We start from the raw sequence: 18,528 nt of genomic DNA on the forward strand, positions 1-18,528 counted from the left end.
GAGGCATTAAAACCCGTAGGTATTGCACACACCAACTTCAAAGTCGATATGCCTCTCATTCATGTCATCAGGGAAGTAAAAATTTCTCCCGATAAGATCTATTCGATCTTGCATAAGATGGCCAATAGATTCTATTGAGAATTCCCGCGCCAGACGAGACCTTGCTCTTACCGCTTTTTTAATCCAGATGGTGTGGTTTTGAACAAGATCACGGAAAGCTTCAGCTGCGTCTTCGAGATCAGGTTCCGCCCATACGTCGTCATGGCGGTATCGGGGACGGTTGTGCCCAACGGGTTTTAATTCATAAGCAACCAGCCTGGAATCTGCAGAGTTACAAAAATCCATGTTGCCTGAATATCCCGTGACAAGGACAGGGATCCCGCGGCTCATCGCATCAGATATTGTTAAACCAAAACCTTCAGCGCGATGCAATGATACATAAGCATCTGCTGAGTCATACAACGCTTTTAACTCAGCTGTTTCCATGTATCCATTAAGCACTATGACATTCTTATGTAACATGCATATTCTGCGCAGCTTCTCTGCAAGCATTTTATCTTGATCGAGATTGCGAGTTTTCATTATTAATTTTACTGCAGGATTAGCAGCATGCGCTTCGAGGAAAGCTCTGATAACAAAAAGAGGGTTTTTTCTTTCAGCATCACTGAAAACATCAAAAACGGCTAAGAAATTAAACACATCAAATGATTTACCGGCCGCGCGCTCTACCATCCTATTATTTATCGCATTTTTCTCGATAGGGTAGGGCATCTTTACAACAGGAATATTTGCCGACAGCGAAACAGCTGACTGACACAAGGATGATGGAGTCCAAATTTCATCAAAGAACTCTAGTTGCCTTGCCCATTGACTTGGTATGGTGGGCATCTCATGAACCCAAAACCCAATATTATAAAAACCTTTTAATGAATCCTTACCCAAACGAGAAAAATATAACGGAACTCTGCGGGCGTTAAAATGGAAAATGTTAATTTTATGATTTAGCGAGGAAATTAAATTGTCATCAATATTATTAGCATAATCAACAATTTCTTTCGGACCAGGACGCGAAAGAAGATGTATGTCGCAGGGAATATTTGAAGACTTTAGACATTCTATATTTAGGGCTGCAACACGTCCGATGCTATCTCGTGCTTCAAAAGGGCCAAAAAAATTAACGCCGTTTACTATCATATAGAGGTACCATTTAACGCTGCCAGCATTTTAGACAGCCTACCTGACCACGTATTATCTCCGACTAATACATTGACTTCGACTCTGGTGAATCGATTTCGCAAAAGTTGTTGTTCTATAGCGGTGACAAAATCTCCGGCAGTGTTTGCAACGAGCATTCCTTCACAGTTCGATTCAGAGAATGAAAGTGGTGTCGACACCACAGGAACACCCGCGGCCAGATATTCATAATACTTCATAGGAAACATAGACCGGGTATATTCATTTATCAGGGAAGGCAAGAGGCCCACCTGGATCCCACGAAGATAGTCTGGAAGTACCTGATAAGCACGGTAGCCCAAAAAATGTACATTGGGCAGTTTAGCTAACTCTGCTACCAAAGCACTTTTTTGCCCTTCCCGTTCTGCACCAATAAAAACCCAATGCCAGTCGGGCTTCATCCGTGCTGATGCGAGCAGCAACTGGAAATCGATTTTAAAATCGGAAAGCACACCGTGATAGCCTAATCTGGGTTCAGGAATGCAGGCCAGATCAGCAGGTAAATCCTTTTTATCCAGGGCTTTACCAAAGTGTTCTGCATCGACCACATTGGGAAGAAAGTGTGTGTTAGCGTTAAATTGAGAGCATCGTTCGGCGAGTGCCGACGCAGTAGCAAAGACAATATCCGCTTGCTTTAGTAAACGTTCCTCCGCCTCGCGAAAGGCCACCGAATCAATGCCTGGCACAGCGGCCAAATCATCAACGCAGTGATACAGCAAAGCGCTGCTTTTCAGAGATGAGAACAGATCCAGCATAAACGGATGGTAAGTCCACACCAGGGGCGGTTTGCTTACTTTCGCTGGCATATTGCGCCAGATCGTGAATTTAAGTAACCAACGATTTAGCCAGCGGGTCAGCGGATATCGGTAACCTGCAGGGATCAACAGGGGTGAAAGTACGCGTATATGGGGAGCCCGCTGTGGGGCGCCAATGAGCAATGAGCGCAATCCTTTCGTCAAACGTTCCCTCAGGCGCTGCCAGTCGCGTGTGCTTGCCGCGCTGGGTGCACGTAAGCCGACGCTCTCCACATAGAGTACTTCTACGCCAAGATCAGCAAGCGCTTTGGCGCTGTGCTGTTTATTCGTCCAGTAAGGTTCGTCCCAATCTGCTGTCGCAAAAAGTATGCAAGATTCTGGCGCAGGTATTTCATTAACACTCGCAGTCACGAAACGCCTCCACAATGCGTTTAGCGGCTTGTACGTCATGTCCGTCACAAATTCGTACTTCTGCACGGCCACGGAAAGCCGATATCGGTGGGGTTAATTTGATAACTTCAGGTCGGATACCTAAAGCATTGAGCGTTTTCATGGCAGCACAAATCCATCAGTGATTTCATAGAGTGAACCGCAGAACTCTGCTGCAAATCTGAAGTTATTTTTTGCATTAGGTGCACTGACTACCAGAGCGCCATCACGGTGACAGAACTGTATTTCAGCGCGGGCCCGCAAAAAATCCAGAGCCTGACATTCATCTAAGAATAGCGGATGCTCTGAATTTTCCCGTATGTAGCTAATAAGATCCTGATGTGCCGTAACCCGGCTTTGTTCATCGATCCAACCGTATTGATATCTTTCTGAGAAAGGATGATCAAGATAGCCAAAGAGGGTGCGGGTTTCGAATGCACGGTCAAACGCCTGCTTGAATATTGCAAGCGGGTCACCTTCGGCCAGCATACAGTCGCCATGCATCATGCTTTGCTGGGAATGACCAACAAACCCAGCGGGAAGGCGGGCCAGTTCTCCTCCACGAGCGATTAAAAACTCGGGGTCATTGCGGATAATGCCGCCAATGCAGCCCAGATAACCGACGTCGCACAGTGCCGCGAGTGCATAATCCGGGGACTGGTGGAAAGGTGATACTGCATAATCCACAAGGATCCCCGTTACATTCTCAATTTTATTGCGTGACTCTGTACCTTCCCAATGGGCTGCCTCGTAGCTCCCTCCCCAATTAGGCGCATGGGTTGCCGTATGAGATAAAATTGCGCCGCCAGAGGCGATAAACGTCTCTAAAAATGCAGCGTGTTTATCATTTGGAAAGTTATTGGTATGCAGAGCCAGAGACAACGGGACGCCTGCTTCACGATACGCTGCCCAGAGGGGTTCTGCTGAGGCAATATCCTCATCGCAGTCCAGCCGCATGGTAATAGCCGTATCATGACCAAAAGGGATCTCGCTGAGCACTGGGCTGCATGGTAAAATCTCATGGCGCCAGTTGCTGATGAAGGCCTCAATAAACCGCCATTCAAACGAGTCAATAAACCCGGCTTCGCGGTTCACCCAGAGCAAACTGGTTTCCTGCTCATCAAACAGAGCGCAATAGCTGCTCAGAACTTGCCCATCGACCTGTATATTGGCAATTTCTGCCGCTTCTGGTGCGCGAAGTGCGGCTGCGACACTCCAGACAGAACCTTCCGCACGTACCGCGCCAAATCCGAGGTTATTCCACTCATCGGTGAAATCAAAGCGCTCTAAAGCTCGGTTCCAGTTTTGAGTTCCTGCTAATACTGCAGAAGGTAAATAATGAATGAAGGCTTTGCTTTCTGCATATTGGCCACTTTTTGCAACCGGGCTACGTGCCCACTGGTCTGTGGGCTCTGGCCATTCACTGGAAGCGATATTTAAGTGGCTCCGCAGACACTCCGGAAGCCTCCCGAAAAGGATGAGCTTACGTCTTCCGACGGATAACCAGGTAAGCAGTTTTTCACCCAGGCTTTCATCAGGGTTAATTGCCAATATAAAGTTATTTTTTGAGATATCACCGGGTGCGATTGAATATGCCCCCGATGTGGTTACTGAGCGCCGAACGGCCGCAAGTACCAGCTCACCTATATTTTGATCTTTCCAGCTATAAAGAATACCTATCATGCAGTCACCACATGACGAAATTTGGCGCGATGGCCTACACGGATAAAGTCATCGTGCCCAACAAATTCGACTTTCATCGCGTTAGGCCAATAGCCTTCAATTTTTGCAACGATCTGAGCTACGTCTGCATGAGGTTCAGGGACAATACGCATAAGCGGTATTTCTCCACGCATATCGATTTGAAACTCCTGAATACCGCCAACCCGATAATCAAGCATGTCCTGGATCGTATGGGTTGGATACGCGACACCGTCCAAATGGATGATGTCATGAATACGGCCAGTCACATCCGTCAGATAAAATCCATCGTCACGCTGTTCAACGCTGGCCAGATCGCCGGTGGTATACCGGATTAGCGGCATTAACCGGTTATGGAAGCCTGTAAAGACCAGTTGGTGTTCACCGGAATCGTTGATGTGATCCTCAGGCCAACCTTCGGAATCAAGGACCTGTAGCCCTTTATCGTGACCGTAAAGCTCATAGGCCATTACACCTAGCTCGGCTAATCCGTAACGATCAACGACCCGGGCACCCAGTGCACGGGAGATAGTCTCACGCATATAGGGTTCCAGTAGCTCACCGCTTGATTCGAATACTTCAAAACTTTTGGCACTGCCGTACTTACGCTCTATGTAACAGGCCAGCGCATAAATTGTCGAAGGGTGCGCATGAACCATATAGGGTTTACGACGTTTGAGAATTTCCCAAATTTCGGCCAAACCGGCATCATCCAGACGATCAAAGAAGATGTTGCTCCGGTTCATCGCGAAGCATTTGAAATCTTCAAGCGTCGGCCAGCCGGGATCGGCCATGTCCGGAAAACGACAGGCGAAATGCAGTTCTGAACGCCATTTTTTATTACCGGCAGATTCGCGGGCAAAAAGAGTTACAGCCGCAGACCAATCTGCCGCTGGCTGATCATAGGCTATATGGCAGGACAAACCGGTAGAGCCACCTGTTTTACACATATGATGGCGAATATCACTCAGAGGACGGGAATATAAACGTTCCCCTTGTTCTCGAATGATGTCTTTAGTCAGCAGGGGTAAATCTTGCAGATATCGCAGATCTTGCTTAACCGAATCTGGATTAAAACTCAGGGCTGCGAACAAATCACGATAATAGGGAACCTCACTGCCGGCAAAACGCAGAGTATTGACAAGCGACTCTTTGGCTTGGGCCAGGCGCTGAGAAAACGGCTGACTGTAGTGATGGCGCAACGCCTGTACTTTTTCGCTGACCTGCCGCTTTTCGTGTCGTTCAGCAAGAGGATAGGCAATATTCGCGCTGACTAAACCTTTAACCAGGCTAAAAGGTTGTACGGAAAAGAGCCGTTCAGAAGCGAGAAGCAAAGGATGTTGTGAAGATATTTTTATCTCAGATAGTTTCAAAATCCCCCCCTGTAGCCTCAACATTGAGCCTCTCATCGCTGACGATAATTCCGTGTTCAAGATGAATTTTGCGGTTACAAACACGCTCAATGAGCGCAGGTGAGTGTGACGCTAAAACTAAAATAGACGCATTGTTCACTAAGGAATCCAGGCGTGCGGCAGCCTTTGCACTGAACTCAGCATCACCTACGCTAAGCCATTCGTCCATAATCAGGATCTCTGCATTTACGCTGGTAGAGATAGCAAAAGCGAGACGCAATTGCATACCGCTGGAATACGTGCGCACCGGTAAATTGAGATAATCACCTAAACCGGTGAAATCAGCGATTTCATCAATTTTGCTGCGTATATGTGCAGGTTTAAGGCCGTCAGTTATGCCACGCAGGTAAATATTTTCGAAGCCTGAAGCGTCCGGGTCTATACCTGTAGAAACATCAAGCAATGATGCAATACGCCCGTGGATGGATAATTTCCCATGCACCGGGGCATAGACACCTGACAGCACACGCAATAATGTTGTCTTGCCTGAACCGTTGTGGCCCGTAAGGCCCACGCGGTCACCTTCGCGTATATCAAAGTCGATCTCGTTAAGTGCGCGAACGACAGGATGCTGGCCGACATTCACACCAATGCGCCCACCCGTTGTGAGATGCATAACAGTATTTTTAAGCGAACGGTGTGAGTTATCAAAAATAGGGAACTCAACACAGAGTTTCTCGGCACGAATATGTGTTTGCATGATATTACAACCAGTAGGCTACACGATCACGGTAGCGGTTCATCAGATATTGAGCAAAAGCAAAACCAACGACCAGTAGCGCTATACTAAATGCCCAGGAAATAAGTGGTACAGGAGTGCCTAAAATCGGTGCCCGTACAATCTCAATGAGGTGGTAAAAAGGGTTAAATTCGGCTATCCAGGCACGATCTTTCAGTGCTGATGTTTGCCACATAACGGGAGTGACAAAGAAACAAACTTGGAAAAGGCTGCCAATGATGGGAGCCACATCCCGAAATCTTGAACAAAGAATCCCAAAAACAACGCCTGACCAAACCGCATTGAGTAATACGATAAACAGCCCGGGAATAATCCAAAGGATTTCCCATGTCACCATATGCCCGAAGAAAAGCATAAATATAATTACGACAGGTAAGCTATGCAGCAAAATAATGAAATTACGCCATGCCATCCGACAAACGTGGGTTGTGAGCGGCATGCGTATTTGTTTGATGATATGCACTGACCCTATCAGGCTAATACAGCCTTCATTGGCTGCCGTACTGATAAACTGCCAGACAACTAACCCGACACCAAGATAGGGCAGGTAAGTGGAGATTTCTTGTCCCAGAAGTTCTGAGTAAAGAAAACCTAAAGCTCCTACCATGATCAGTGTGGTCAATGTAAACCAAAATGGCCCCAGTACAGACCGACGGTAACGCTGGCGTATATCATGCCAGCCCCAAATCAGCCAGACATGATATGCCCTGATTCCCTCAAGCATATCGGTTTTACCATTATGCTCTTTCCAGCCAGAGGGGGCATTATTTGCTTCGGCCTTCTCACGCGTTAAATCTGAGATGTTGGGATTCATTTCGTAATTGCCTTCAAGATAAATAAAACAAGTTCTTATAAGACCAATATTGCAGAGCGCGTTAAACAATGTTGTCAGTCGGGGGACCAAAACAGAGTTTCTGGCCCCCTTTTACTTAACGATGCCTTATAATATGCATGAAATCCTTCAATGGTTTTTCAAAAAATGTTTACCAAGATAAAGTATTTCAATGCTATCAGCATGATCTTAGAAATATATCAGTTACATTTTTATCAAACGTTCGACTTCAGCAACTTTATCCCATACCAATTCCGGTTGACCCCGGCTTTCGATATTGAGGCGCAACAGAGGTTCAGTGTTGGAAGTTCGCACGTTTAATCGCCATTCAGACATTTCCATACTTAATCCATCAGTAAAATCGACTGACACTGCATCATTTTTAAATTCATTTTCAATTCTTGTCAGAATATCTTTGGAATTCGATACCTTATAGTTTATTTCACCACTACATGGATAGGCTTGCATCGCTTCGCGCACTAATTTCGACAAAGATGAATTTTTAGAGGAAATAAGTTCAATCACTAACAGCCATGGGATCATACCGCTATCACAGTAGGCAAAATCGCGGAAATAATGGTGTGCACTCATTTCTCCACCATAGATTGCGTTTTCCGAACGCATTCTTTCTTTAATATAAGCATGGCCAGTTTTGCTTTTTACCGGGATCCCACCAGCCTGTTGAACGACTTGAACTGTATTCCAGGTTAAGCGAGGATCGTGAATTATCTTAGCGCCTTTATTTTTTGTCAGAAAAGCTTCAGCAAGAAGACCAACTATATAATAGCCTTCGATAAAATCTGCGTTTTCATCAAACAGGAAGCAGCGGTCGAAATCACCATCCCAGGCAATACCCATATCCGCCTTGTGTTTCTTCACTGCATCTGCAGTCGCAGCACGGTTTTCTGGTAATAATGGGTTAGGGATTCCGTTCGGGAAATTGCCGTCTGGATTATGGTTAACTTTGATAAACTCAACGGGAACGTTTTGTTTTTTAAATACAGCTTCGATTTCATCGATGACATGGCCAGCAGCGCCATTTCCCGCATTTACCACTAACTTCAATGGCCTGATAGCCTTGAGATCAAGATAAGACATCAGGTGGTCTATATAGCTATCGAGCAGAGACATTTTTGAATAATGTCCTTTATTTTCGACAGTTTTAAAGTTTCCGATTTCAATCATATCGCGAATATCATTAAGACCTGAGTCGCCGCTTATCGGTTTTGCTCCACGGCCGACTAGCTTCATTCCGTTATAATCCATCGGGTTATGGCTTGCAGTCACTTCTATAGCGCCATCAACGTCAAGATGAAAAGCCGCAAAGTAAATTTCCTCTGTGCCGGTAACACCGAGGTCAATGACATTTACGCCAGAGTCTTGTAAACCATTCGCCAGTGCGGCTTTAAGCGTTTCACTGCTCAGACGAATATCACCGCCAATAGCGACTGTTTTAGCATTCATATATTGGCCGAACGCCTTGCCAATAGAATAAGCAATATCAGCGTTGAGTTCATCGCCAAGACGGCCACGTATGTCATAGGCCTTGAAACAAGTTAGTGCAGACATTTAAAGCTCCAGTTTAATCGCGACCGTATTGATCCTGAATGCGGATGATATCATCGTCACCTAAATATGAACCTGACTGAATTTCAAGCAGTTCCAGAGGGATTTTCCCCGGGTTTTCCAAACTGTGAAAAGAACCAACCGGAATAAAAGTCGATTGGTTTTCAGTCAGCAAAAATTCTTTACCTTCGATTATTACTTTGCCTGTCCCAGATAATACAACCCAGTGTTCAGCTCTGTGGTGATGCATTTGCATGGAAAACGCACCGCCAGGCTTAACGGTCACTCTGTTAACATTAAATCTTTTTTCCTGAACAACGGCATCACTACGTCCCCACGGGCGGTAAGACTCACGGTGTTTACGGTATTCGCTACGTTGCTCAGCTTTCAGAAATTCGACAATTCTTTTAACGTCCTGAACTTTATTTTTATCGACGACAAGAACAGCATCTTTAGTGCTAACAATAACCAGATTTTCAACGCCAATAGCAGCAACGAGTTTTTCATCGGTGTTGATATAGCAATTCTCTGTGTTGTGGATGAAAGCGTCGCCAGTGATTGCGTTATTGGCAGTATCCTTTTCACTCACATCCCAGAGGGCAGACCAAGAGCCTACGTCACTCCAACCGGCATTTAAGGAAACAACAACAGCCTCATCAGTTTTTTCCATTACCGCATAATCCACTGATTCATCAGGACATGCCATAAAGGAGTCTTTATCCAAATTAGTGAAAGCATCATTTTTAGTAGAGTTTGCTATTGCTAACTCACAGGCTTCCAATATATCTGGTCGGTATTTTTTCAGTTCTTCCAGATATTTTTTAGCCCGAAACATAAACATCCCGCTGTTCCAGTAATATTCACCCGATTCTATATATTTCCCGGCAGTTTCTTCGTCAGGTTTTTCTACAAATCTTTTTACTTTAAATAGCTCAGAGACGTTGCCAACAATATCACCGCGCTGAATATACCCATAACCAGTCTCCGGCCCGGTAGGCACAATACCGAATGTGACGAGGCTGTTTTTTTCAGCGTAAGGGGTTGCAAAGGCAATAGCCTGATGGAATGCTTTAGTATCATTAATGATATGATCTGCCGCTAAGACAAGCATTAAAGGATCATTACCATCAGTAATTGCATTTAATGCGGCTAATGCAATGGCTGGTGCTGTATTTCGTCCAACGGGCTCTAATATAATATTTTGGGATAATTTATCAATTTGACGTAGTTGTTCTGCAACCAAAAAACGATGCTCTTCGTTGCAAATAACAACGGGCTCACGAACTTCTAAACCATTTAACCGCTCAACCGTTTCCTGCAACATAGAAAGCCTGCCATGTAAACGTAAGAACTGTTTAGGATAAAGTTCCCTTGACATTGGCCATAAACGGCTGCCTGTACCACCAGCCATAATTACAGGGAGTAACATCGATAATTCCTTCTATTTCAATTTGTTATTAATATTGCATTACCTGGAGTGGATGTTTGACTAACAGGTTTTGTGTTAAAAATGACCACGCTACCGCCCTCGGCTCAGCAGCTACCGATACACTGAATAGGACGGAGATTCATGACACACAGCCTAAAGATTTTCACAATAAATGAGATAAGATTCATCTTATAGGTGCCTGAGTATTGTTGGTCACCAAATGAAATGCTGGTGCTAATTTTCGTGCTAGTTCGTGATGATTACAAGGGATAATCAATATTAGCCTGAATTTGTTTTGATGAGAGGGGAATAATGAGGCCAGCTTTGTCGCTGGGATTAGTTCTGCTGTCGAGGGTTAATAATTTAATCTTGCGCGTTGTCAACAATAGTTGATGAATTGCTCAAAAATTAAGTGCCAGGATTAACCCCCCCCATCCTGTGAAAGTCGGGCCTCCAGAGGGGGGTGTTTCTTTAATAGGCAGGGGCTTACGAGAGGAACTCACATATCAGTTAGTTTAATTAGAATCTATAATATTAAATACCAGCGAGGGCTGACGACTCAAACTCATATGGCAGGTTTATCCTATTCCCTGAGCTTTTGGCGCGTTCTATCCTGAGTAAAAATCGGGTTAGCAGAAAATAGCGGCAACAAAAAAGCCACTCTGTGCAAAGTGGCTTAATCGTTTGAATCTGAAACTAAAATTTGGTGGCCCTTGCTGGACTTGAACCAGCGACCAAGCGATTATGAGTCGCGTGCTCTAACCAACTGAGCTAAAGGGCCGAGGTGCAGGATTATACGGCAAACTCTGGTGACAGGTCTATATGTGTTCGGTTTGTATGCGCGTTTTGTGCACAGTTCTAGCATGTTGTGTTCGCAGGCTTTTTTACTGATAACTCGAGTAAATACGTCTCAGGGAATTATTATGATTACAGATATCCTCGTGGACGATCTTCGGGTCGTGTTCTGCGGCATTAATCCCGGCCTTTCGTCTGCCCATAAAGGTTATCCTTTTGCTAATGGCAGTAACCGTTTCTGGAAAGTTATCCACCAGTCAGGTTTTACCGGGCGCCAGTTAGCGCCGGAGCAGTGGCAGCAGTTGCGGGATTTCGGCTGTGGTATCACGGCACTTGTGGGCCGTCCGACGGTCGCTGCCAGCGAGCTGAAGAGTGATGAATTGCGCGATGGCGGTGAGATGCTCAAAGAGAAAATCTTGCGCTATCAGCCGCGTGCATTAGCCATTCTGGGCAAACAGGCCTTCAGCAAGGCGTTTGGCATCAGCAAAGTAAACTGGGGGCATCAGACGCTGAAAATTGGCCGGACAGAAGTTTGGGTTTTACCGAATCCAAGCGGGCTGAATCGCGCGACGCTCGACGAGCTGGTTGCTTCATATCGTGAGCTGTATACCTCGCTGAATCCCTGAATTTCTGGAGAATCCGGATAAAAAAAGCCCCGCCATTTCCAGAGAAAGGCGGGGCTTTTTAATGGCTGACAGCCTGAGGACGATTAATCGTCCAGGAAGCTGCGCAGCACTTCGGAGCGGCTTGGGTGGCGTAGTTTACGCAACGCTTTCGCTTCGATCTGACGGATACGTTCACGTGTAACGTCGAACTGTTTGCCCACTTCTTCCAGAGTGTGGTCAGTGTTCATGTCGATGCCGAAACGCATACGCAGAACTTTCGCTTCACGTGCGGTCAGGCCAGCCAGAACGTCGTGCGTTGCAGAACGCAGGCTTTCAGACGTTGCAGAATCCAGTGGCAGCTCGAGGGTAGTATCCTCGATGAAATCACCCAGATGCGAATCTTCATCGTCGCCGATTGGCGTTTCCATGGAGATTGGCTCTTTCGCGATTTTCAGCACTTTACGGATTTTGTCTTCCGGCATCAGCATACGCTCAGCCAGCTCTTCCGGCGTAGGTTCGCGCCCCATCTCCTGCAGCATCTGACGGGAAATACGGTTGAGTTTGTTAATCGTCTCAATCATATGTACCGGGATACGGATGGTACGCGCCTGGTCGGCGATAGAGCGGGTGATAGCCTGACGGATCCACCAGGTCGCATAAGTTGAGAACTTATAACCACGGCGATATTCAAACTTATCAACGGCTTTCATCAGACCGATGTTACCTTCCTGGATCAGGTCAAGGAATTGCAGACCACGGTTGGTGTATTTTTTCGCGATAGAAATAACCAGACGTAAGTTTGCTTCAACCATCTCTTTCTTCGCGCGGCGTGCTTTCGCTTCGCCGATCGACATGCGACGGTTGATATCTTTAACCTGCTCGATAGTCAGGCCTGTTTCTTCTTCGATCTGACGCAGTTTCATCAGGCCGCGCTGTACGTCTTCAGTAACTTCTTTCAGCTTCTCAGACCAGGGTTTACCCATGGCCAGAGCGGCATCAAACCAGGTATCGCTGGTTTCGTTACCGGCAAACAGGTTGACGAAGTTTTTCTTCGGCATTTTGCACTGTTCAACGCACACTTTCATGATCAGACGTTCCTGGGCACGAACGCGATCCATCATGGAGCGCATACTGTTAACCAGGAAATCGAACTGTTTTGGCACCAGACGGAACTGTTTGAACACGTCAGACAGTTTCAGGATTTCTTCTGCTGCGCTTTTGTGGCTGCGGCCATTTTTCTTGATGACCAGACGTGTCGCTTCATGCTGTTCACGCAGTTCTGTGAACTTCTGGCGAGCCAGTTCAGGGTCGATGCTGTTGTCGTCTTCAGCGTCGTCGTCTTCATCTTCGTCTTCGTCGTCATCATCCTGCTCTTCAGTGGTCAGTTCAGAACCCACGTGAGTTGCAGTTGGCGCGATTTCTTCTTCGGCGTTAGGGTCAACAAAACCGGTGATCAGGTCAGACAGACGAACTTCGCCTGCTTCAACGCGGTCATATTGTTCTAACAGATAAGTGATAGCTTCAGGATATTCAGCAACGGAGCACTGAACCTGATTGATACCGTCTTCGATACGTTTAGCGATGTCGATTTCGCCTTCACGGGTCAGAAGTTCAACGGTACCCATCTCGCGCATATACATACGCACGGGGTCGGTGGTACGGCCAATTTCGGATTCAACGCTGGAAAGTACCTGCGCCGCCGCTTCTGCAGCGTCTTCGTCGGTATCAGGGCGGTTTTCGGCCAGCATCAAATCATCGGCGTCAGGTGCTTCTTCAAGAACCTGAATGCCCATGTCGTTAATCATCTGGATGATGTCTTCGATCTGGTCGGAATCGACGATATCTTCCGGCAGATGGTCATTGACCTCAGCATAGGTCAGATAGCCTTGCTCCTTACCACGGGTGACAAGTAGCTTAAGCTGTGACTGCGGGTTTTGCTCCATAAGACGGTATCCACACTTCAGAGTATTTGGGTTGGTGTCGGTCGGGTAACATCGCCAACAATAACGTTAGGGGCGTTTATTGTGCCGCGGCCCACCAGGGCGGCTCTGCGCAGGGCCATGCCCCGCTATATATCGGCACTTAAGCCGTGTTTTGGTGTTACCCGTCATTCTTCGCGCTGCAGATGCGTTGGCTGCTCTCATTCGCCCGAATCACTTACTTGAGTAAGCTCATCGGAACTCTTTCGTTTGCCGCCTTCCTGCAACTCGAATTATTTAGGGTAACCTTCTAATGTTCTTATTTTTTAAGACTTCCTCGCGAGTACCTGGTTCAGGGAACTGACTTCTGTGCGTTCCTCCGGGCTCAGGCCATGCGTCCTGGCTTTTGCTATCAGGGTTTCAAGCCGTTGCTCTAAAATCGAGTCATACAGGCTGGCCAGCGTGGCACGAAATTCTTCTTCGACCATATCCTCTACGATCATGTGGTTCCATGTCGCCAGAGTTTCAAGCTGCTGGTAGAACTTATTGTCACGATACAGTTCCAGCAACTGGCCTGTCGTCAGCCCCGGCTGGGCTAAGCAAGTGGTAACTAACTCGCTGAACAGATCCAGTCCTGGTTGCTTCGCTTGCTCCAAACCTTGCAGCGAGGGTATAAGTGTAGCCAGTTGTGGGTTTTGTACCAGCAACCCTATAAGTATACGCATGGTTGTGCGTTTTAGCTGGGGAGCCTGGTAGACATTGCTACCTTCTGCCTGTTTAGGCATCAGCTTTTCTAACTGGCTGTCATCTAAAATGCCGAGCTTATTCCCTAACTGCTGACGCAAATACATCCGCAACGTTTCACCGGGAACCTGGCGGATCAGCGGCAATGCCAGCATGCTCAATTTGGTGCGCCCGTCAGGGCTGGTCAAATCAACCTGCGGCATCAGCGAATCAAACAGGAAAGTGGAAAGCGGCATCGCCTGCTCCATCCTTTGTTCGAACGCTTCTTTGCCTTCTTTACGCACCAGCGTGTCCGGATCTTCGCCGTCGGGTAAAAACATAAAACGCAGCTGACGGCCATCGTTGAGATACGGCAATGCCGTTTCCAGTGCGCGCCACGCGGCTTCACGCCCCGCGCGGTCACCGTCATAACAACAAACGATGTTATCCGTGCTGCGGAACATCAGCTGAATGTGATCCGCCGTCGTGGAGGTTCCCAGCGACGCAACGGCATAATCGATGCCGAACTGCGCCAGTGCGACGACGTCCATATACCCTTCAACGACCAGCAAACGAGCCGGGGAAGGGGCTTTCAGCTGTGCTTCATACAGGCCGTACAACTGCCGGCCTTTATGGAAAATCTCGGTTTCCGGTGAGTTCAGGTATTTCGGCGTATCGTTGCCCAAAACCCTGCCACCAAATGCAATCACACGGCCACGTTTGTCACGGATCGGGAACATCACTCGTTCACGAAAACGATCATAGCTGCGTCCGTTGTCATTGGTGACCAACATACCGGCGTCAATCAGAGACGCTTTATCATCGGCATTCTTACCGAAACGCTTTAACACGTTGTCCCAGCCCGATGGGGCGAAACCAATGGCAAAATGATTGATGACGTCTTCACTTAAACCGCGCCGGGCAAGATAGTCTCTGGCCGGTGCACCTGCGGGTTGTTTAAGTGATTGCTGATAGAACTCGCTAAGCGGTGCCATCAACTGGTAGAGGCTTTGACGCTGATGACGCTCCATCTGAGTCGGGCCAGTGCCTGCTTCGTACGGCACTTCCAAACCCTGCATTGTCGCCAGTTCCTCAATGCTTTCGACAAACTCAAGTCTGTCATAGTTCATCAGGAAATCGACGGCGTTGCCGTGGGCACCACAGCCGAAACAGTGATAAAACTGCTTATCACCATTTACGGTAAATGAGGGTGTTTTCTCATGGTGGAAAGGGCAGCACGCGTGATAATTTTTACCCTGTTTCTTGAGCTTTACACGAGCGTCGATCAAATCGACGATATCGATACGAGCCAGCAAGTCATTGATAAATACGCGCGGAATTCTCCCAGCCATAAGCCCCTTACTCACTAGCCTATAAACGAGAACAAGCCGCGCATTCCTTTCGGAAAGCACGGCCTTCGTATGCTACTACGCAGTCTGCGCGTTCATAATATTGCAAATCACGCGATTTGGGGTTGCCCCCGAAGATTAATACAGACGAGTGCGGCGTGCGTTTTCGCGAGCCAGTTTCTTGGCGTGGCGTTTTACTGCAGATGCTTTAGCGCGTTTACGTTCGGTAGTCGGTTTTTCATAGAATTCACGACGACGAACTTCTGCCAGAACACCTGCTTTTTCGCAGGAACGCTTGAAGCGACGCAGAGCTACGTCGAACGGCTCGTTTTCACGTACTTTAATTACAGGCATGTGCCTCTCACCTCGATAAAATCGGTTTGTTTGCTGATGTTGTACCAGCACATTTCAAAATGGTGCGGAATTTTACTCCAATTCGCGTCGTCTTGTAAAGCACAACGGCAAATTGAAGCGGGCGCCTTTTGCAACCCTTCTGCAACTCTGCAACATAGTGCGCTCGCTTTTGCGTCGGGCGGCGATTATATACCAATCAATCCAAATTGCTCGACATTAATTGCCCGTCGCGTGAGGAATTCCTTCACCAGTGCAGCACCTGCCAGGGCTTGTGTGCTAAACTGCGCGCCGCGAGTTAGCGCGAAACTATGACGGAAAGAGTGATGCGAGTACTGGGTATAGAAACGTCCTGCGATGAAACCGGAATTGCAGTTTATGACAGCGAAGCCGGTCTGTTAGCCAACCAACTGTATAGCCAGGTAAAACTGCATGCAGATTACGGCGGTGTTGTGCCTGAACTGGCCTCGCGTGATCATGTACGTAAAACAGTACCGCTTATTCAGGCTGCGCTGAAAGAGGCCGGGCTGACTGCTGAGGATATCGATGGCGTGGCGTATACCGCCGGTCCGGGGCTTGTCGGTGCGTTGCTGGTCGGTGCAACCATCGGGCGTTCTCTGGCATTTGCCTGGAATGTGCCTGCCGTGCCCGTTCATCATATGGAAGGCCATTTGCTGGCGCCGATGCTGGAAGATAATCCGCCTGATTTCCCGTTTGTCGCCTTGCTGGTCTCCGGCGGTCACACGCAGTTAATCAGCGTGACCGGTATTGGCGAATATACCCTGCTCGGTGAGTCCATCGACGACGCCGCAGGCGAAGCGTTTGATAAAACAGCCAAATTATTAGGGCTGGATTATCCCGGGGGCCCGTTGTTGTCAAAAATGGCGGCACAAGGCGTTGCCGGGCGCTTTACGTTCCCGCGTCCGATGACCGACCGTCCGGGGCTGGATTTCAGTTTTTCCGGCCTGAAAACATTCGCTGCCAACACGATCCGTGGCAATGACAGCGACGCACAAACCCATGCCGATATTGCCCGCGCATTCGAAGATGCCGTGGTGGATACGCTGGCTATTAAGTGTAAACGCGCGCTGGATCAGACCGGTTTTAAACGGCTGGTTATGGCCGGTGGTGTCAGTGCAAACCGTACGCTGCGTGCAAAATTAGCCGAAATGATGACTAAGCGTGGAGGCGAAGTCTTCTACGCACGTCCTGAATTTTGTACCGATAACGGTGCGATGATTGCTTATGCGGGGATGGTGCGCCTCAAGACGGGTGCAACGCCGGACTTAGGCGTGACCGTGCGCCCGCGCTGGCCTCTGGCCGAACTTCCGCCAGTCTGAACGGGGCTGTGTTGCGAAATTAGTGCGAAAAAAACGACCTTCAATAAGGTCGTTTTTTATGCCTGAAATCTGACGTTATTGTGTTTTTTCGTCTTTCGCGGCTTTACGCTTTTTCTTCAGCTTATCCCAGATCTTACCTTCCTGACCGCGCCACAGGCGCTGAATATTGTCGTGATGGCGCAATAAAATCAGGCAAGAGAGCATGGCGACCGGGAACGTGAATTCAGGTTTAAACCACCAGACGTAAAAAGGCGCAATGAGCGCACTAATAATTGCACCTAACGAAGAATATCCGCTGAGCAGCACGGTCAGAAGCCATGTACCGGTCATCAGGCCTGTTAAGTCCCAGCCGATAGGCGCAATGGCACCGAAAGCGGTGGCCACGCCTTTGCCGCCTTTAAAGCGGAAGAACACCGGGTAGATATGGCCGACGCATGCCGCAATGGCCGTCAGGCCAAGATACATCGGGGGAATATTCAGGCGATAAGCCAGCCAGACGGGCAGCATGCCTTTGAGGACATCAAAAATCAGAACGGACGCCGCGGCCAGGCGGCCACCAAGACGCAGTACATTCGTGGCACCAGGATTACCAGAACCCGCCGTGCGCGGATCGGGCAAGCGGGCTACCCGGCAGACCAGAATCGCACTGGAAATCGAGCCGCAAAGGTAGGCGAAAATAATCATTCCAAGCGCGGTAGCACTCATAAAGCTGTTCCGTCTAATAAGGGTCGTTTTAATCGCAACATCCATGGATAATACGCATTTTCTGCTGGAAGTGGTATCCGGCTGGGCCAAAAACAGAGAATCGCGTGATGGATATCGTATTTATTGAGCAACTAAATGTAATCACCACAATTGGTGCCTACGACTGGGAACAGACCATTAAACAGAAACTGGTGTTCGATATCGAAATGGCCTGGGATAACCGAAAATCCGCCGCCAGTGACGATGTTAATGACTGTTTAAGCTACGCCGATGTCAGTGACGCGGTCATAGAACATGTCGCATCGCAGAATTTTGCGCTGGTCGAACGCGTTGCCGAAGAAGTGGCGGCTCTGCTGCTGACGCGTTTTAACTCGCCGTGGGTGCGGATTAAGCTCAGCAAGCCCGGCGCCGTCGCGCAGGCGGCAAATGTTGGCGTAGTTATTGAGCGGGGAAAACGGGTTTAAATCCTGCCATGGATAAAATTCGGAATCCGGTCGTATTTTAATTGTCATAAAAAAGCGTTAAAAGAGCACTCGGGGTTACGGGTCACCCTTTGCAGAAGCGGCGTAGATGATGCCGCTTTTTTATTGTTTGTTGTTTTAGCTGTTTTTTCCGATTAGCGGATACTTAACAGGGTTGGGGTCG

The 18,528-nt window shown here is 48.0% G+C and carries 15 protein-coding genes and 1 tRNA gene; 3 read left to right on the top strand and 13 right to left on the bottom strand.

Annotation, left to right across the window (positions count from 1 at the left end):
* Window positions 1-6: 6 nt before the first annotated feature.
* The 9 genes from CWS43_RS17665 to CWS43_RS17705 all read right to left on the bottom strand — a co-directional run bounded on the left by CWS43_RS17665 (window position 7) and on the right by CWS43_RS17705 (window position 10,877).
* Window positions 7-1,194 (bottom strand): glycosyltransferase, encoded by a 1,188-nt coding sequence (locus CWS43_RS17665; protein WP_101078399.1) that lies wholly within the window; start codon window positions 1,192-1,194, stop codon window positions 7-9.
* Window positions 1,191-2,399, bottom strand: a complete 1,209-nt coding sequence (locus tag CWS43_RS17670) for a glycosyltransferase (protein WP_232777040.1) — start codon at window positions 2,397-2,399, stop codon at window positions 1,191-1,193. The genes CWS43_RS17665 and CWS43_RS17670 overlap by 4 nt, the downstream gene beginning before the upstream one ends.
* Window positions 2,400-2,537: 138 nt before the next feature.
* On the bottom strand, window positions 2,538-4,100 hold the full coding sequence (locus tag CWS43_RS17675; protein WP_101078401.1) for a polysaccharide deacetylase: 1,563 nt from the start codon (window positions 4,098-4,100) through the stop codon (window positions 2,538-2,540).
* Complete coding sequence (locus CWS43_RS17680) at window positions 4,097-5,491, bottom strand: phenylacetate--CoA ligase family protein (RefSeq protein ID WP_232777042.1); 1,395 nt, start codon at window positions 5,489-5,491, stop codon at window positions 4,097-4,099. The genes CWS43_RS17675 and CWS43_RS17680 overlap by 4 nt, the downstream gene beginning before the upstream one ends.
* Entirely contained in the window at window positions 5,478-6,230 is a 753-nt protein-coding gene (locus CWS43_RS17685; protein WP_101078402.1) for an ABC transporter ATP-binding protein, read from the bottom strand. Before CWS43_RS17685 ends, CWS43_RS17680 begins: the two co-directional genes overlap by 14 nt.
* A gap of 4 nt (window positions 6,231-6,234) precedes the next feature.
* Window positions 6,235-7,083: an ABC transporter permease gene (locus tag CWS43_RS17690; RefSeq protein ID WP_198555865.1), complete on the bottom strand. Its 849-nt coding sequence runs from the start codon at window positions 7,081-7,083 to the stop codon at window positions 6,235-6,237.
* 222 nt (window positions 7,084-7,305) lie between these two features.
* Window positions 7,306-8,670 (bottom strand): phosphomannomutase CpsG, encoded by a 1,365-nt coding sequence (locus CWS43_RS17695; RefSeq protein ID WP_101078403.1) that lies wholly within the window; start codon window positions 8,668-8,670, stop codon window positions 7,306-7,308.
* 13 nt (window positions 8,671-8,683) lie between these two features.
* On the bottom strand, window positions 8,684-10,096 hold the full coding sequence (locus CWS43_RS17700) for a mannose-1-phosphate guanylyltransferase/mannose-6-phosphate isomerase (RefSeq protein WP_101078404.1): 1,413 nt from the start codon (window positions 10,094-10,096) through the stop codon (window positions 8,684-8,686).
* Between the two features lie 704 nt (window positions 10,097-10,800).
* Window positions 10,801-10,877: transfer RNA gene (locus CWS43_RS17705), tRNA-Ile, on the bottom strand.
* A gap of 142 nt (window positions 10,878-11,019) precedes the next feature.
* Here CWS43_RS17705 and mug point away from each other — a divergent pair.
* Window positions 11,020-11,517, top strand: a complete 498-nt coding sequence (mug, locus tag CWS43_RS17710; RefSeq protein WP_101078405.1) for a G/U mismatch-specific DNA glycosylase — start codon at window positions 11,020-11,022, stop codon at window positions 11,515-11,517.
* 83 nt (window positions 11,518-11,600) lie between these two features.
* Here mug and rpoD read toward each other — a convergent pair whose 3' ends face one another.
* The 3 genes from rpoD to rpsU form a co-directional block, all read right to left on the bottom strand.
* Window positions 11,601-13,439, bottom strand: a complete 1,839-nt coding sequence (rpoD, locus tag CWS43_RS17715; RefSeq protein WP_013573945.1) for an RNA polymerase sigma factor RpoD — start codon at window positions 13,437-13,439, stop codon at window positions 11,601-11,603.
* Window positions 13,440-13,741: 302 nt separating this feature from the next.
* A complete protein-coding gene (gene dnaG, locus CWS43_RS17720; protein ID WP_101078406.1) occupies window positions 13,742-15,490 on the bottom strand; it encodes a DNA primase in 1,749 nt (582 codons plus the stop codon).
* A gap of 135 nt (window positions 15,491-15,625) precedes the next feature.
* The gene (gene rpsU, locus CWS43_RS17725) at window positions 15,626-15,841 is read right to left on the bottom strand and encodes a 30S ribosomal protein S21 (RefSeq protein WP_001144069.1); all 216 of its coding nucleotides are present in this window, start codon (window positions 15,839-15,841) and stop codon (window positions 15,626-15,628) included.
* Window positions 15,842-16,164: 323 nt separating this feature from the next.
* On the opposite strand from rpsU, the gene tsaD reads away from it, so the two are divergent.
* Complete coding sequence (gene tsaD, locus CWS43_RS17730; RefSeq protein ID WP_101078407.1) at window positions 16,165-17,178, top strand: tRNA (adenosine(37)-N6)-threonylcarbamoyltransferase complex transferase subunit TsaD; 1,014 nt, start codon at window positions 16,165-16,167, stop codon at window positions 17,176-17,178.
* A gap of 75 nt (window positions 17,179-17,253) precedes the next feature.
* Here the strand turns inward: tsaD and plsY are convergent, their stop codons facing one another.
* Window positions 17,254-17,883 carry a glycerol-3-phosphate 1-O-acyltransferase PlsY gene (gene plsY, locus CWS43_RS17735; protein ID WP_101078408.1) on the bottom strand — a complete coding sequence of 210 codons (630 nt, stop codon included), beginning with the start codon at window positions 17,881-17,883 and terminating at the stop codon, window positions 17,254-17,256.
* 107 nt (window positions 17,884-17,990) lie between these two features.
* Here plsY and folB point away from each other — a divergent pair, with 107 nt between their 5' ends.
* Window positions 17,991-18,347 (top strand): bifunctional dihydroneopterin aldolase/7,8-dihydroneopterin epimerase, encoded by a 357-nt coding sequence (folB, locus tag CWS43_RS17740; protein ID WP_101078409.1) that lies wholly within the window; start codon window positions 17,991-17,993, stop codon window positions 18,345-18,347.
* Window positions 18,348-18,528 lie beyond the last annotated feature (181 nt).

The sequence above is a fragment of the Rahnella sp. AA genome, from assembly GCF_002834385.1.
Taxonomy (GTDB): domain Bacteria; phylum Pseudomonadota; class Gammaproteobacteria; order Enterobacterales; family Enterobacteriaceae; genus Rahnella.

Excerpts from the sequence above, each read along its gene's own strand:
- mug (WP_101078405.1), top strand. The coding sequence starts at position 11,020 with ATGATTACAGATATCCTCGTGGACGATCTTCGGGTCGTGTTCTGCGGC.
- plsY (WP_101078408.1), bottom strand. The coding sequence starts at position 17,883 with ATGAGTGCTACCGCGCTTGGAATGATTATTTTCGCCTACCTTTGCGGC.
- tsaD (WP_101078407.1), top strand. The coding sequence starts at position 16,165 with ATGCGAGTACTGGGTATAGAAACGTCCTGCGATGAAACCGGAATTGCA.
- CWS43_RS17665 (WP_101078399.1), bottom strand. The coding sequence starts at position 1,194 with ATGATAGTAAACGGCGTTAATTTTTTTGGCCCTTTTGAAGCACGAGAT.
- CWS43_RS17675 (WP_101078401.1), bottom strand. The coding sequence starts at position 4,100 with ATGATAGGTATTCTTTATAGCTGGAAAGATCAAAATATAGGTGAGCTG.
- CWS43_RS17690 (WP_198555865.1), bottom strand. The coding sequence starts at position 7,083 with ATGAATCCCAACATCTCAGATTTAACGCGTGAGAAGGCCGAAGCAAAT.
- CWS43_RS17685 (WP_101078402.1), bottom strand. The coding sequence starts at position 6,230 with ATGCAAACACATATTCGTGCCGAGAAACTCTGTGTTGAGTTCCCTATT.
- rpoD (WP_013573945.1), bottom strand. The coding sequence starts at position 13,439 with ATGGAGCAAAACCCGCAGTCACAGCTTAAGCTACTTGTCACCCGTGGT.
- CWS43_RS17695 (WP_101078403.1), bottom strand. The coding sequence starts at position 8,670 with ATGTCTGCACTAACTTGTTTCAAGGCCTATGACATACGTGGCCGTCTT.
- rpsU (WP_001144069.1), bottom strand. The coding sequence starts at position 15,841 with ATGCCTGTAATTAAAGTACGTGAAAACGAGCCGTTCGACGTAGCTCTG.
- folB (WP_101078409.1), top strand. The coding sequence starts at position 17,991 with ATGGATATCGTATTTATTGAGCAACTAAATGTAATCACCACAATTGGT.
- CWS43_RS17700 (WP_101078404.1), bottom strand. The coding sequence starts at position 10,096 with ATGTTACTCCCTGTAATTATGGCTGGTGGTACAGGCAGCCGTTTATGG.
- dnaG (WP_101078406.1), bottom strand. The coding sequence starts at position 15,490 with ATGGCTGGGAGAATTCCGCGCGTATTTATCAATGACTTGCTGGCTCGT.